This is a genomic window from Streptomyces sp. NPDC004609, assembly GCF_042873655.1.
GTDB lineage: Bacteria > Actinomycetota > Actinomycetes > Streptomycetales > Streptomycetaceae > Streptomyces.
Genome location: NZ_JBIALS010000069.1, coordinates 1 through 14,800 on the forward strand (window position 1 = coordinate 1; position 14,800 = coordinate 14,800).

Here is a 14,800-nt window from a genome sequence, read left to right on the forward strand (position 1 = left end):
AACACCCCAGACCGTTCGTCTGGACCAAGACAGCCGACGAGATCCTCGACAAAGTCGCCGCATACTGCCAACGAATCTCCGACTCAGGTCACTAGTCTGACGGACCCTCGCCCCGGCCGGGAGGGTGCTTGTCTCAGCCCCGCGGGCCCGGATGGCGTGGGGTTCCCCGGGTGGGGCCGTCGCGGCCTCGCAGGCGCGGGGCCGGTCCTGTCCGCGGGGCGGCCGGGCGGCCACCGGGCTGCCACGCGCGGCCCGCGGCGGGATCACGCGAGCAGTCCGGACCGCTTCCACAGGCGGCGCCCGGGGCCCCGCAGCACACCGATGTCGTCCAGGAAGTCCGTGAGCCGCCGTGCGCCGGACTGCATCACCTCGCGGCGGTGGCCGCTGTCGCGTACCTGGGCGACGGCCTCGCGGCGGTCCAGCCCGGCGGCCGTGTACACCTGGGGATTCACGAAGCAGACGGAGAACACCCGGGCCGCCTGACCACAGCTGATCCGGGTGAACTCCCGCTCCCAGCACGGCGCGGTCACCATCTGGCGGCGCAACTCCTCGCGGGCGTACCGGACATGGCGTGCCTCCTCGACGACATGGATACGGGTGACCCCGCGCACCAGGGTCTGGATCCGCTCGTCGGGGAAGGTGAGGCGCTGCATCCAGTCGAGGATCTCCTCGCCGAGGAGCGTGGCCGCGAAGGAGCCGGGCGTGGTCGAGACGGTCTTCAGGACGCGCGCGAGGTTGTGGTAGACGCGGGGGACGGGATACGCGGGAGCCCCGCCCTTCTCGATCATCCGGGCGAACATCATGGAGTGGCGGCACTCGTCGGCTATCTCGGTGAGCGCGTACCGCACATGACTGCTGGTCACGGACTTGTCGTAGATGTGCCGTACGAGCAGCTGCATGAGGATGATCTCGAACCAGATGCCGAGGGAGGCGAGCGACGCGGCCTCGTGCCGGGCCAGATCCATCCGCTGTTCCTCGGACATCCGCCGCCACAGCGGGGTGTCGTAGAGGGAGACCAGTTCGGGGGGCCAGAACCACTTGCCGTCCTCGGCGGGCGCGTCCCAGTCGAGGTCCTTGTCGGGGTCGAAGGAGTGCCGGGCGGAGGCTTCGAGGAGGCGCTGGGCGACCTGTTCGCGGTCACGGAGAGGGCCGAGGGCGTCGCGGAGCAGCCGCAGGTCGCGTTCGGTCGCGGTCGTCATGGCGGAGGGCACCTCACGAGCGTCGGTGGGGGCTGACGGGGCTGGGGCGGCCGGGGCGGCCGTAGCGGCAGGCGGCGGGCCGGGCGGGCCATCCTTATCAGACTGTGTGTCAGCAAGCGCGTCAAGACCCCGCGTACAACGTGCTGACGCATCGTCCGCCCGGCGGCCGGGCGCCTCCGTCCGTCGCACCGGCGCGCGACGCGGCGGCGCGATCGGTCCCACCGGTGGCCCGAAAGGGATGTACGCGGCCTTCCCGCTCCGGGATAATGGTCACTATGACTACTGAACCCTTCCGGGGGGACCGCGTGGCCGCTCGCCGCAGTCTCGAAGGGCTCGCGCTCGGGGACGCTTTCGGCGAGCGCTGGTTCCCGCTGTTCCGTGAGCGGGAGCCCGCGCTCCGGGACATCCGGGCCCGCCGCGCGCCCGAGGAGCCGGAGTGGCACTGGACGGACGACACGGCCATGGCGCTGGCGGTGCATCAGGTTCTGGAGCGGTTCGGCGAGATCGACCAGGACCGGCTGGCGCTGTGCTTCGCGCGCACCTACGACGCCGATCCGGCGCGCGGCTACGGCCACGGTATGCACCTCCTGCTGCCCCGGCTCCGCGAGCGCCCGGGGGACTGGCGCACCCGGGCCCCCGCGCTCTTCGAGGGCGGCAGCCTCGGCAACGGCGCGGCCATGCGGGTCGCGCCGCTGGGCGCCTGGTTCGCCGCCGACCTCGAACGGGTCGCCCACCAGGCCGAACTGTCCGCCCGGGTCACTCACGACCATCCGGAAGGCGTCGCCGGAGCGATCGCGGTCGCGGTCGCCGCAGCGCTCTCCGTCCGGGGCGAGCTGACGCTGTCCGCCGTGGCGGACCGCACCCCGCCGGGCCTGGTCCACGACGGACTCCTGCGCGCGGACGGGGTCCCCTTCGCCACACCGCCCCGGCGGGCGTCGGACGTCCTCGGCAGCGGTCAGCGGATCCGGGCCGACGACACGGTGCCCTTCGCCCTCTGGACGGCCACCCGCCACCGGGACGACCTGGAGTCGGCCCTGTGGTCCACGGCGGAGGGTTTCGGAGATGTCGACACGACCTGCGCGATCACCGGCGGGGTCGTGGCCGCGGCGACGGGCGTCGGGGGAGTCCCCGGCTCCTGGCTGGACCGCCGCGAGCCGCTGCCGGGCGGCTGACCCCGCTGAGGGGGCGGCCGCCCCGCCGCCGTTCCCTCAGCGGCGTGCCTCGTTCCTCAGCGCCGCCTCCATCACCGCCCGCGCGACGGGCGCCGCGTCGCCGCCGCCGCTGATCTGCCCGCGTACCGCATCCGCGTCCTCGACGACCACGGCGACGGCCACCGCGGGCTGCACGGCGTCGTCCGCCTGGGCCCAGGAGATGAACCAGGCGTACGGGGTCCCGGAGTTGCCCAGGCCGTGCTGGGCGGTGCCGGTCTTGCCGCCGACGCGCGCGCCGCGGATGGCCGCGTTGGAACCCGTGCCCTCCTCGACGACCCGCAGCATCAGACGCTGGAGCTGCTGGGCCGTGGAGGGGTTCATGGCCCGCCGGTAGGAGCGCTGATGGGTACGGGAGAGCGTACGGCCCCCGCTGGTCGTCACCCGGTCCACCAGATACGGGTGCTGGAGATCACCGCCGTTGGCGACCGCCGCCGCGACCATCGCCATCTGGAGCGGGGTGGCCGTGGTGTTGAACTGGCCGATCGAGGACAGCGCCAGCTGGTCCACGGACATCCGGGTGTCGAAGTTCGAGGGGGCGACACCGGACGGGATCCGCAGCCCCCGGTCGTTGAAACCGAACCCGGTGACCGCGTCCAGCATCCCCGTGAGCCCGATCTTCACCCCCAGGTCCGCCATCACCGAGTTGCAGGACCACTGGATGGCGTACGCGAGGGACGCGTTGCCGCAGCCCGCCGCCTCGTCGGGGAGCTCGGTGCGCGTACCGGGCAGGATGTACGGCTCGGGCGTGCCGGTCGGCGCGTCCACATCGGAGACCAGGCCCGCGTCCAGCGCGGCCGCGGCCGTCACGATCTTGAAGGCCGAACCGGGCGGATACGTCTGCCGGATGGCCCGGTTGAGCATCGGCTGGGCCGGCAGCGCGTTGAGGCCCTTCCACGCCTTCTCGGCCGCGGGACCGGTGCCGGAGATCAGCCCGGGGTCGTACGACGGACTGCTGACCAGCGCGAGAATCCGGCCGGACGACGGCTCGACCGCGGCGACCGCGCCCCGCTTCCCCCCGAGGCCCGCGTACGCCGCCTCCTGCATCTCGGGCACGATGGTGGTGATCACGTCGCCGCCCGGCTGCCGGGCGCGGCTCAGATCGTTCCACAGCGGGATCGCGGTCAGCAGGGGGTCGGCGCCCGAGAGCACGGAGTCCTCCGCGTTCTCGACCAGAGAGGTGCCGTACGTCTGGGAGGAGTACCCGGTCACCGGCGCGTACAACGGGCCCTGGGGATAGGTGCGTTCGTACCGCAGCGGCTGGCGGGTGTCCTGGGAGGCGGTGACCGGCCGCCCGCCGGCGAGGATGTTCCCGCGCGGCTCCTCGTAACGGGAGATCGCGGTCCGGCGGTTGGCCGGGTTCGAGTCCAGCGAGCCGGACTGGACGAGCTGCACCCGTGCCGCGTTGACCAGCAGGGCGATCAGCAGGGCGAGGCAGAAGGCGGCGGTGCGCCGGATGCAGCGGATCACCGGCCCTCCCCGGGGACGAGCGTCAGGGACCGGGGGTCCGGCGCGATCTCGGTCTGGGGTTCGCGCGCCGAGTCGCTGACCCGGATCAGCAGCGCCACGATGATCCAGTTGGTGACGACGGACGAGCCGCCCTGCGCGAGGAACGGCATCGCCATGCCGGTGAGCGGGATCAGCCCGGTCACCCCGCCGGTGATGACGAACACCTGGAGGGCGACGATCGAGGCCAGTCCGGTGGCGAGGAGCCGCCCGAAGGGGTCACGCAGCGCGAGCCCGGCGCGCAGGCCACGGGCCACCAGCAGCGCGTAGAGCAGCAGAATCGCGGTCAGCCCGGCCAGGCCCAGCTCCTCGCCCGCCGTGGCGAGGATGAAGTCCGACTTGGCGGCGAACCCGATGAGGCCGGAGTGCCCGAGCCCGAGGCCCGTACCGAGCATGCCGCCCGCGCCGAACGCGAACAGCGACTGGGCGATCTGGTTCGGGCCCTCGCCCGCCTCGATGGAGGCGAACGGGTGGAGCCAGTCGTCGACCCGGCCGTGCACATGCGGTTCGAACATGCCGACGGCGAACGCGCCCGCCGCGGCCAGCAGCAGGCCCACCGCGATCCAGCCGGTGCGGCCCGTCGCCACGTACAGCATGATCACGAAGAGGCCGAAGAAGAGCATCGAGGTGCCGAGATCCCGTTCGAGGATCAGCACCACGACACTGATCAGCCAGATCGCGACGACCGGGCCGAGTACCCGGCCGGTGGGGAGCTGGAGCTTCCAGACGCGGCGGCCGGTCAGGGCGAGCGTGTGGTGATTGGCGGCGAGATACGCGGCGAAGAAGACGGCCAGCAGGATCTTCGCGAACTCTCCCGGCTGGAAGGACAGCTCACCGAACCGGATCCAGATACGGGCGCCGTTCACCGCCGGGAAGAAGATCGGCGCGATCATCAGGGCCAGGGCCGCGGCGACCGACACATAGGCGTACCGCTGGAGGACCCGGTGGTCGGGCAGCAGGGCGACGACCGTGACGCACAGCCCGACCCCGAGCGCCGACCAGACCAGCTGGGTGGGCGCGGCCACACTGTCCGGGGTCTCCAGGTCGAGCCGGTAGATGAGCACCAGGCCCAGTCCGTTGAGGAGGACCGCGATCGGCAGCAGCAGGGGGTCGGCGCAGGGGGCGCGGAACCGCACCGCGAGATGCGCGAGCAGCGCGAGCACACCGAGACCGGCTCCGTAGCCGAGGACGTCCTGCGGTACGGCCCCGTTCCGCGCGAGCCCCACGGCCGCGTACCCGAAGACGGAGATGAGCACGGCGCCGACGAGGAGCGACAGTTCGACGCCCCGGCGGCGGGGGAGGCTCGGGGCGGGAGGGGGGTCGTCCACCGTCGTTGCGGTCATGCCCCGCAACGTAGCAAGAGATAAGTCTTATGTCCCTTATGTCGGCCCTGCTGGGGTGGGGAGCCGGGTGCGCCTCACGGCGTGTCGCCCTGCGTCCCGTCGGCCCGGGTCCGGATGCCGACCACCCCTTCCGCCCGGGTCCGGATGCCTGCCGTCCCGTCGGCCCGGTTCGGGGCGCCTGCCGGCCCGTCCGTCCGGGTCCCGGTCCGTGTCCGCAGGGTCAGACGGGCCACCGCACCGCCGTCCTCCGCGTTCAGGAAGCGCAGCTTTGCGCCGATCACCGCCGCCTGCCCGACCGCGATCGTGAGGCCGAGGCCATGTCCCTTGCTGCCGCCCTCCGTACGGAACCGCGCGGGCCCGTGCTCCAGCAGATACGCGGGATAGCCGGGCCCCCGGTCGGTCACCGTCACCACCGGTCCGTCCACCGTGAGCACGACCGGCGGCTTGCCGTGCCGGTGCGCGTTGGCCACCAGATTGCCGAGCACCCGCTCCAGCCGGCGCCGGTCGGTCTCGACGGTCGCGTCACGGACGACCCGTACCTCGGTCCCGTTCCCGAAGCTCCCGGTCGCACCGGAGCCGCCCGGCGTCCCGGCCGCACCCGGCGGCCCCGCGGACCCCGCCGCCCGTGCCACCCGCTCGGCCAGGGACGACAGTTCGTGCATGTCCAGATCCACCGTCTCGCTGCCCGCGTCCAGCCGGGAGATCTCCAGCAGATCCTCGGTCAGCGCGCGCATCGCCCGCACCCGGTCCCGTACCAGTTCGGCCGGCCGGCCCGGCGGCAGCAGTTCCGCCGCCGCCGTCAGCCCGGTCAGCGGAGTACGCAGCTCGTGCGCCACATCCGCGGTGAAGCGCTGCTCGCTCAGCAGCTTGGCCTGGAGCGAGGAGGCCATGGTGTCCAGCGCGCCGGAGACGGTGGCCACCTCGTCCAGGGGGCGGGACGGGTCCTCGGTACGGGGGTCGCCGACCCGCGCGTCCAGATCACCCCCGCTGATGCGCCGCGCCACCTGGGCCGTCAGATGGAGACGGCGGGTGATCCGGGTGACCGCGAACGCGCCCACCAGCAGCGTCGCGCCGATCGCCAGCACCGACGAGCCGACGATCGCCCGGTCGAGCGCGGTGATCGTCTTCGCGCTGAGCGTGTAGTCGACCCGTACGCCGATCACGCTGCCGTCGGCCGGACCGGCGGCCCACATCGTGGGGCGGTTCCGGAAGGTGCTCACCATCGTGCCGTGCTCCCCGCTCCGGGCGAGGGCGCGCAGGGAGGCGGGCAGGCCCTCCGGGGCGACGCTCGCGAACCTCGGCAGCGGTTCGCCCGCCTCGTACGCCTCGGAGGCGTCCGCGAGCCGGCCGAGGGCCTTCTCCCGGGACTCGTTCACGGTCTGGCGGGTCACGCCGACGTGCACCAGCACGCCGAGCAGGGCGGCGAGGGTGCAGCACATCACCGTGATGAAGACCGCGGCCTTCCAGGTGAGGGTCGCGGTCCAGCGGGGCCTGCGCAGCCGGACGGGCGGGCGGGACCGCCGCGAGAACGGCCGCCGTGGGGGCCGCGGGGGCCGCCACCATCGCGAGAGGGGCCGGGGCGGCGACGACCGGGGGCGGTGCGGGGTTCGCCGTCTCATCGCCGTTCTTCCCGCACCGGTCCGGGGTGCTCATCGCCCGGCCCGTCGCCATGGGCCTTGTCGGACCGTGGCTTGACCCGGACGATCTCGTCCCGCGTCGGCAGCATCACCTGATGCCGGCCGTCCCAGGACCAGGCCGTCCGGTACTCGTATCCGGGAATGCCCGCCGAGACCGAGCGCAGCACGATGTCCCGGCCGGCGAGCTCCACCCTCACCAACTGGTCGGAGGCGGACATGATCCGGGTCAGCCTGCCCCGGTTCTTTCCGTGGCCGGGCATGTAGCAGCGGACCTCGGTCTGCTGCTGCGGCATCCGGATCCCGACGATCAGCTCCTCCTGCCCGTCACCGGTCAGATCGCGGTAGTAGGGCGTGAGCACCGGGCAGGAGTCCGGCGTGCGCGCGCAGTCGTCCAGTCCCGGCACGGTCTCCCGGACAACGCCGTCCGGACCGGCGTACGCGGTCGGGTGGGCGGCGGCCTCCGCCCGGACGACGGCCACCGGATCGAGGCCGCGCACGCCGCCGACCGGCACCTTCACCCCGGGGACCAGTGCCGTGTCGGTCTCCCCGTAGTCGTACGGGGGAGCGGTGACGGGCGGCAGATCGGGCCACAGCCGTACCGGCCCGGCGGCCGTGGGCGTCGGGCCCGCGCTCTGCAGCCCGCCCGCGTCACCGCAGCCCGCCAGCAGCGCGGCGGCGGCCGTCGTCAGCAGGGCGGCACGGGGCAGACGGTGGGGGCGCGGACGCAAGATTCTCCTCGGCGGGGGCGGGGCGGCCCGGAGCCGTTCGTACGGTGACCGGGCGGTCGGGTCTCCCGCCAACCTTATTGGCAGGGGAAATCCGTTATGCCTGCCCGGCCTTCGCAACGGCGCCGCGGCGATCGGCCGGGCGTCCGCGCACCCCGCTCCCGCACCCGCCGATCGCGGGCTCGCCAACCCCGGCCCCCGGGGCCGTCGCGGCCGCCTCCCGGGCCGTCGCGTCCGTACCCGGCGGCGGTGCCTCAGCGCTGGTACGGGTTCCCGCCCGACTGCTGACCGGGCTGGCCCTGCGGCTGGCCGTAGCCCTGCACGGGTCCCTGCCCGAGGCCCTGGCCGGCGCCGGCGGCCTGGGCCACCAGCTGATCGGCCTGCTCCTTGGGCACCTGGTGCTCGGCCCCGCAGAACGTGCACTGGGTCCCGTACTTCGTCGAGAACGGGAACAGCGGCACGAAGAACAGCGTGAACTTCGTGACCCGCTTCCGGAGCGTGTGCGCGGCGGGATTGCCGCACTGTCCGCACACGAGGGTCAGTATCGCCAGTTGGTAGAGGTAGCCCTTGGTCCCAAAAATGATCATGCTGTCGGCCTCTCCCTGGTCAGCGCCCGCCGGCAGAGGGCCAGCAGCTTCTCGTCCCTCACGATGTCATGACTGCCGTACCCGCCGTCCATCGCATTGTGCCGCCGGACGCGCGACAACTCGGCCCGCAGCAGCACGTCAGCCCCTTCCGCCTCCTGTGCCACCGGGGTCACACCATCGGCGCCGGTGCGCTCCGCGAGCCGCTCCGCCGTCGGGACCCGGGTGAGCGGCAGCGACTCCCAGGCGGCCCGCAGTACCGGCCACGCCCGCTCCGGGTCGCCCGTCACCCGCCACAGCGCGGCCGCCGCGTCCACCCGGGTCCAGGGGTCGGCCGCCCACAGCAGATGCTCCAGCTCGGGCGCGGCCACGGCGGCGGCCGGGCCCATCGTCCCGACCACGGCCGCCGCCGAGCGCCGTGCCCCGGAGTCCGTCGCCGCCAGTGCCTTGCGCAGCACCGGGAGCACGGAGTCGGCGTCGCCCTCGATCGCCCAGAGCGCGGCGGCCGTCTTCGCCCCGAACGCGTACGACAGCGATCCGGCCGCGCCCGGGAACGTGACGGACAGCGAGTCCGCGCGGGCCGCCCGCACCAGCAGCTGCCGCAGATCCGGCACCGCCTCCCGCGCGGCGGGCCCGAAGGCGGTGAGCGCGCGCAGCACCAGCTCGACCACCCACTCCCTGCGGTACTCGGGCGCGCCCCGCAGCACCCGCAGCACCTCGGGCATGGCGTCCGCCGCCCGCAGCGCCGTCAGCCCGTACAGCAGCGGCCCGGCCACGTCGTACAGCCGGTCGTCCAGCTCGATCGCGCCCAGCCGCCTGCGCAGCGCGGGGGCGAGCGGGGCCGCCGCCTCCCCGAGACGGTCCAGCACATAGCCGAGGTCGCGCGGGGCCTTCGGCAGCTCCAGCATCCGCAGCAGCACCGGCACCGCCCGCCGGTCGCCCGCTCTGGCCAGCGCCGCCACCGCGCTGCCGAGCATGCGCGGGCCGCTCGCCCACTCCTGCACCCAGGAGCCGGGGTCCGCGGCCACGAAGTCCGCCAGCGCGTCCGCCGCGGGCTCCGCCAGTTCGAACAGCTCCCCGAGGGCGACGGCGGCGGCGTCCGCGAGCCGGGGCTCCTTGTCGGTGAGCTGCTCACCGATCAGGCCCACGAGTTCGCCGTACTCGCCGCGCCAGGTGCGCAGCAGCCCGCTGCTCATCCGTACGGCGTCGATCCGCTGGCCCCGGTCGGGGCTGCACAGCTGGTCCGCGAGCAGGGCGATCCGGTCGTCCACCCGGTCGCCGAGACCGGAGTGCAGCGTGCGCAGCAGATCACCCGTCCAGGGCGCGGGGCGGCCCGCCGCCCCGGCCTCACGGCACTCGCGCAACTGCCCCAGCAGGGTGGGGCCCGGGGGCTGCGCCGTACGGTCGCCGGGCGGCACCGCCACCGGCTCGGCCCGCAGTTCCCGCAGCAGTCCCGTCACATCCGGCACCACGTCCGCGGGCAGGGTGTGCGGCGCGCAGCGCGCGAGCTGCGCCAGCGCGGACAGCCGCAGTCCGGCGTCGTAGGACCGTCCCCCGGCTCCGGCCGGCCGGCCGCGGGGCTGCCCCTGCCCGCCGGGGGCTTGCGGGGTGGCGTCCGGGCCCCCGCGGCCGGGGTGCTCGTGGCGGGGCGGCGGGGCGTCGGCGTGCCCGCCGGGGGAGGGCCGGCCGCGGTTCGGTCCGCCTTGGTGAGAGGGGCGGTCGCGGTTCGGGGCGTCCTCGGGCGAGGTGTCACCGGACGGTCGGGTGAGCCGGGGCGGCCCGGTGTGTCCGTTCGTTTCGGCGCGTCGGGCGCGTTCGGCGGGACCGGTGGATTCGGGTGGGGCCTGCGGTCCGGCCGGACCGGCGGTGGGGAGGCCGTCACGGGCCTGTGGGGCGGCTGTCCGCGTTTCGGGGGACGGTCCGCCGGGGGGCCGTCCGCCGGGCGTCCTACAGGCACCGGAGCGCCCCTCACGGGGCGGGACTCCGGGGGCCGGGGGGTCGTCGACGGCCGGGCCCCAGGGATCCCCCGCCGGCTCGGCGTCGCCGCCCGGGCCGGAGGTGCCCGGGCCGGGGGTGCCGGGGCCGGTGGCATACGCCTCGGGGTCGTACAGCGACGGCTGCGCGTCCGGCGGTACCCGGGTCAGCGCGATGAGCCACTTGACCACCTCCGGATTCAGCCCGTCGTGCCGCAGCGCTATCCGCCCCCCGGCCTCCACGCAGGCGAACCGCACCTCGGGGTCCTGCTCGACCTTGAGCCGCTCCCGTAACAGCCCGAGCACCAGCTCGGGTTCGCTGTGCAGCGTGGCCAGCGCGAGCGGAACGGCGAGACGCACCCCGCGGTCGTCGGAGTCGACCAGCCCGAGGAAGACGTCCGCGCCCGCCGTGATGGCCGAGGCGGCCATGGCGTAGTTCGCGGCGAACTCGAACTCCTCGTCCTCCAGGTCCAGTTCGTCGTCACCGTCGAGATCGATACCGCCGATGCTGGTCAGCAGCTCGACGATGCCGCCGCGGTCCTGGACCGAGGGGTCGGCCACCAGCTCCAGCAGAAACGGTATGCAGGCGAGCGTCGAATCGTAGACATCGCCCTGGTGATGAACCGTCGCGTACATCCCGTCGAGTGCCAGTTCCCGCATGGCCGGGTCGTCGGACGCGAGCCCGTGCAGCAGGCCCGGCACCTCCTCGGCCGGACCGTAGGCATGCTCCAGTGCGGCCCAGTCGACCTCGTCGATTCCCCCGAACACGCCTGCCTCCTCCCAGAGATCCTCGGCTCCCGAGGCTCACAGGCATACGCCCACAAGCCCCGCGCCCACAACCCTGTCCGGCGAACGTGATCCGAATCCCAAGTGCACGAACCGCGTACGGGAACCGCGTCCGCGAACCGCGCACACGGTCGCGTACCCGGCAGCGCGCACAGGAGCCCGCGCCCGGGGAGCGTGACCCGGGACTCGGCCCGGGAACCGTGGCCCAAGAATCGTGCGCTCACGGGCCCCGCGCCAGAACCGTGCGACGAGAACTTTCCGCCGGAACTCCGCCGGAACTCCGTGAGAACTCGCGCCGGACCCGCGCGCCCGTGGAGAGTCTGCACCACAGCCGGGACATCGCGGGGATATTGCCCGGAAGGCCCCGCGACTGGTCCCATGGTCCCCGGAGCCAGGCGAGGGCAGGCGGCTGAGGATGAGGGAATGACAGCATTACTGCGCGTCACACCGGCACGCGGGGCGCGCGGCGCCGGGTCGGGCCGGATCCACGTCACCCTGCCCGGCGGCCGGCAGGTCGCCTGGTACGACCGGGGGGACCCCGACACCGGTGACGGCGGCCGGGTCTGTCTGGTCCACGAGCGGCTGCGCGAGGAGGTGCTCGCGGTGCTCGCCCCGTATCTCACCGGCGACTACACGGTCGGCCCGCCGCCCGTGCCCACCGCCGGTGATCTCGTCCGGCTCTCCCTGCACCCCGACGACGATCTCGCCCCCAACCGCCCCGGCGAGGCCCTCCACGCCGAACTGGACCACCTCCCGCCGCCCCGCCGCCTCTCCCGCGACCCGAACCGCGCCCGGTTCGCCCAGCTCGCGGCCGAGGAGCTGCTGGGCGGCGAGCTGGACCGGCTGGAAGCCGCGGGCTGGCGGGTCCTGCACGCGGTCCCGCTGCCGGGCGGGGACCGCGTCGACCATCTCGCCATCGGCCCCGGCGGGGTCCTGGCCGTGCACACCCTCACGGCACGCGGACCGCGCCTGACGATCGCCGACCCGGATGTGCGCGTCGGCCGCGCCGAGCCCGTCCCGCTGCTCCGGCTGACCCGCCGCCGCGCCGAACGGGCCTCCCGGGCGCTCGCCACGGCCGTACGCCCGGTGCTCGCCGTCGTCGGTCCGGCCCGGCCGGACGTGGCACGGCCCGCGCCGGCGGACGTGAGGATCCTGCGGGAGAACGAGGTGGCCGCGCTGGCGTCCCTCGGCGGAGTGCACAAGCCCGCCGACGTCGAGGCGCTGTACGCGACGGCCCGGGACCGCCGCACCTGGCTGCGGACCTGACCGCAACCACCCCCCAACCCGTCCCAGCCCGCCCACCCCAGCCCGTGCAGGGCGACCACTCCAGCCCGTCCGGCGTTTGAGGACGGACCTCCGCCTGGAGGACCCGGGCCCTCGATGCAGGGGCAGGTGGGCAGCCTGTTCAGCCCGTCCGGCGTTTGAGGACGGACCTGAGGCCGCGGGGGCCCGGACCCTCTGCGCAGGGGCGCGCGAGGCAGCCCTTTCAGCCCGTCCGGCGCTTGAGGACAGAGACCCGCGCGCCCTACGAGAGCGCAGGAAGCGCCTTCGCCCGGCCGGGTTCGAGGAGCGGGGCCAGCAGATCCCCGTACCGGTCGAGCCGGGACGCGATGTCCTCGAACCGGAACGACAGCTCCCGCCGGACCGCCCCTCCCCGGTCCCGCCCGCGCCCCGGGGCCCCGACCCCGTGCACGCCCTTCGCACCGCGTGCTCCGCGCGCCGTTTCCCCGACCTCCTCCCAGGTCACCGGTGTCGACACGGTCGGCTCCCGCCGTGCGCGCAGGGTGTACGGCGCGGCCGTGGTCTTCGCGGCGGCGTTCTGGCTGTGGTCGACGAAGACCTTTCCCGGCCGCAGATTGCGGGCCATCCGGTGCAGCACCAGCCTCGGCAGCTCCGCCTCCCCCTCGACGGCCAGCCCCTTCGCGTACGCGGACACCTCGCCCGAGGGCGTGGGCTCCAGAGGTACGAGGATGTGCAGGCCCTTGGCCCCCGAGGTCTTGGCGTACGCGTCGAGCCCGTCGGCCGCCAGCCGGTCCCGCAGCCACAGGGCGACCGCACAGCACTCGGCGATCGTCGCCGGGGCCCCGGGGTCGAGATCGAACACCATCCGGTCGGCCACGGCGGGCGCGCCGGCGGTCCACTGCGGGGTGTGGAACTCCACGACCAGGTTCGCCGCCCAGACCAGCGACGGCAGATCGTCGACGACGACCTGGCGGGCGCCCGGGTCGTCGGAGTGCGGTACGGGAGTGGTGCGTACCCACGATGGCGTACCGGGCGGCGGATTCTTCGTGAAGAACAGCTGGCCGTCGGGCCCGTCCGGATAGCGGAGGAAGGAGACGGGCCGATTGCGGACATGGGGCAGCAGGGCGTCCGCCGTCACGGCGTAATAGTGCAGGATCTCGCCCTTGGTCGTCCCGGTGGCCGGGTGGATGACCTTCTCCAGATTGCTGAGCGCGAGCCGTCGCCCCGCCACCTCGGTGATCGGCGTCATACGATGAGAATCCCACGAATGCCAACAAAATGAACTCATCGGATTTAGTCGGATGAAAGGGATCACACGTGCGATCCATATGGAACGGCGCGATCTCCTTCGGCCTGGTCAGCATCCCGATCAAGCTGGTGAACGCCACCGAGAACCACTCCGTCTCCTTCCGGCAGATCCACACCGCCGACGGCGGCCGGATCCGCTACCGCAAGGTCTGCGAGCTGGAGGAGAAGGAGGTAACGGCGGCGGAGATCGGCAAGGGGTACGAGGACGCGGACGGATCGATCATCCCGATCACGGACGAGGACCTCGCGTCACTCCCGCTCCCGACGGCGAAGACGATCGAGATCGTGGCGTTCGTGCCCGCCTCGTCGATCGATCCGCTGCAGATGGACGCCGCGTACTATCTCTCGGCCAACGGCGTCCCTGCCGCCAAGCCGTACACCCTGCTGCGCGAGGCCCTCAAGCGCAGCCGGAAGGTCGCCCTGGCCAAGTTCGCCCTGAGGGGGCGCGAGCGGCTCGGCATGCTGCGCGTCGTCGACAACGTGATCGCGATGCACGGCCTGCTGTGGCCGGACGAGATCCGCCGGCCGGAGGATGTCGCCCCGGACACCGAGGTGACGGTCCGGGACGCGGAACTCGACCTGGCGGACGCCCTGATGGACACCCTGGGCGAGGTCGACATGGACTCCCTCCAGGACGACTACCGCGCGGCCGTCGAGGCGATGATCGCGGCCAAGGTCGAGGGCGGCGGCGCCCTCCCGGAGGCGGCTCCCGCGGAGAGCGGCGGGCAGGTCATCGATCTGATGGCCGCGCTGGAGAGCAGCGTACGGGCGGCGAAGGAGGCCCGGGGCGGCGGAGACGTGGCCGAGGTGACCCCCATCAAGCCCCGGAAGCGGGCCGCAGCGAAGAAGACGGCGCAGGAGGCGGAGGGGGCCGGAGCGAAGAAGGCGGCGGAGGGGAAGACGGCCTCACGAACGGCGAAGAAGACCGCCGCGACGTCGGGGACGAAGGCGGGGGCCGGGACGGGGACGAAGACCGCGGCGTCCGGACGCACGGGGTCCAAGGGCACCGCCGCGGAGAAGCCGGCCGCCAAGAAGGCCGCGGCGGGGAAGGCCGCGAAGACAGCCCCGAGGAAGCGCGCGTCGGCGTGACGGACGCCGGTACGACACGCGTCGGCGTACGGGCCCTGCCCGCCCCCGGAGTCGGCCACGGCAAGGCGGCCTACTCACGGCGGGGCGGCCCGGGAGCGAGGCATAAGGCAGGGCGGGGGGGGGGGGGGGGGGGGGGGGGGGGGGGGGGGGGGGGGCGGGCGGGGCGGGCGGGGGGCGGGGCGCGCGGCCGGAGGGCGGCG

At 73.9% G+C, this 14,800-nt stretch carries 11 protein-coding genes; 3 read left to right on the plus strand and 8 right to left on the minus strand.

What is annotated here, in order from left to right:
* Positions 1–263: 263 nt before the first annotated feature.
* Positions 264–1,199 (minus strand): diiron oxygenase, encoded by a 936-nt coding sequence (locus ACFYT4_RS35100; RefSeq protein WP_389278643.1) that lies wholly within the window; start codon positions 1,197–1,199, stop codon positions 264–266.
* Positions 1,200–1,474: 275 nt separating this feature from the next.
* Between ACFYT4_RS35100 and ACFYT4_RS35105 the strand changes: the two genes are divergently transcribed.
* On the plus strand, positions 1,475–2,371 hold the full coding sequence (locus tag ACFYT4_RS35105; RefSeq protein ID WP_389278646.1) for an ADP-ribosylglycohydrolase family protein: 897 nt from the start codon (positions 1,475–1,477) through the stop codon (positions 2,369–2,371).
* A 36-nt stretch (positions 2,372–2,407) separates the two neighbouring features.
* Here the strand turns inward: ACFYT4_RS35105 and ACFYT4_RS35110 are convergent, their stop codons facing one another.
* The 6 genes from ACFYT4_RS35110 to ACFYT4_RS35135 form a co-directional block, all read right to left on the minus strand.
* On the minus strand, positions 2,408–3,877 hold the full coding sequence (locus tag ACFYT4_RS35110) for a penicillin-binding transpeptidase domain-containing protein (RefSeq protein WP_389278649.1): 1,470 nt from the start codon (positions 3,875–3,877) through the stop codon (positions 2,408–2,410).
* Entirely contained in the window at positions 3,874–5,256 is a 1,383-nt protein-coding gene (locus ACFYT4_RS35115) for an FtsW/RodA/SpoVE family cell cycle protein (protein ID WP_389278652.1), read from the minus strand. The genes ACFYT4_RS35110 and ACFYT4_RS35115 overlap by 4 nt, the downstream gene beginning before the upstream one ends.
* A 74-nt stretch (positions 5,257–5,330) precedes the next feature.
* Positions 5,331–6,695 carry an ATP-binding protein gene (locus ACFYT4_RS35120; RefSeq protein WP_389278672.1) on the minus strand — a complete coding sequence of 455 codons (1,365 nt, stop codon included), beginning with the start codon at positions 6,693–6,695 and terminating at the stop codon, positions 5,331–5,333.
* A 176-nt stretch (positions 6,696–6,871) separates the two neighbouring features.
* Positions 6,872–7,621 (minus strand): hypothetical protein, encoded by a 750-nt coding sequence (locus ACFYT4_RS35125; RefSeq protein WP_389278655.1) that lies wholly within the window; start codon positions 7,619–7,621, stop codon positions 6,872–6,874.
* Between the two features lie 251 nt (positions 7,622–7,872).
* Entirely contained in the window at positions 7,873–8,205 is a 333-nt protein-coding gene (locus tag ACFYT4_RS35130) for a zinc-ribbon domain-containing protein (protein ID WP_389278657.1), read from the minus strand.
* Entirely contained in the window at positions 8,202–10,943 is a 2,742-nt protein-coding gene (locus ACFYT4_RS35135) for a hypothetical protein (RefSeq protein ID WP_389278660.1), read from the minus strand. The genes ACFYT4_RS35130 and ACFYT4_RS35135 overlap by 4 nt, the downstream gene beginning before the upstream one ends.
* 441 nt (positions 10,944–11,384) lie before the next feature.
* On the opposite strand from ACFYT4_RS35135, the gene ACFYT4_RS35140 reads away from it, so the two are divergent.
* Positions 11,385–12,227: a nuclease-related domain-containing protein gene (locus ACFYT4_RS35140; RefSeq protein WP_389278663.1), complete on the plus strand. Its 843-nt coding sequence runs from the start codon at positions 11,385–11,387 to the stop codon at positions 12,225–12,227.
* Between the two features lie 259 nt (positions 12,228–12,486).
* On the opposite strand, the gene ligD is transcribed toward ACFYT4_RS35140, so the two are convergent.
* On the minus strand, positions 12,487–13,452 hold the full coding sequence (gene ligD / locus ACFYT4_RS35145; RefSeq protein WP_389278666.1) for a non-homologous end-joining DNA ligase: 966 nt from the start codon (positions 13,450–13,452) through the stop codon (positions 12,487–12,489).
* Positions 13,453–13,520: 68 nt separating this feature from the next.
* Between ligD and ACFYT4_RS35150 the strand changes: the two genes are divergently transcribed.
* Positions 13,521–14,600, plus strand: a complete 1,080-nt coding sequence (locus ACFYT4_RS35150) for a Ku protein (protein ID WP_389278669.1) — start codon at positions 13,521–13,523, stop codon at positions 14,598–14,600.
* Positions 14,601–14,800 lie beyond the last annotated feature (200 nt).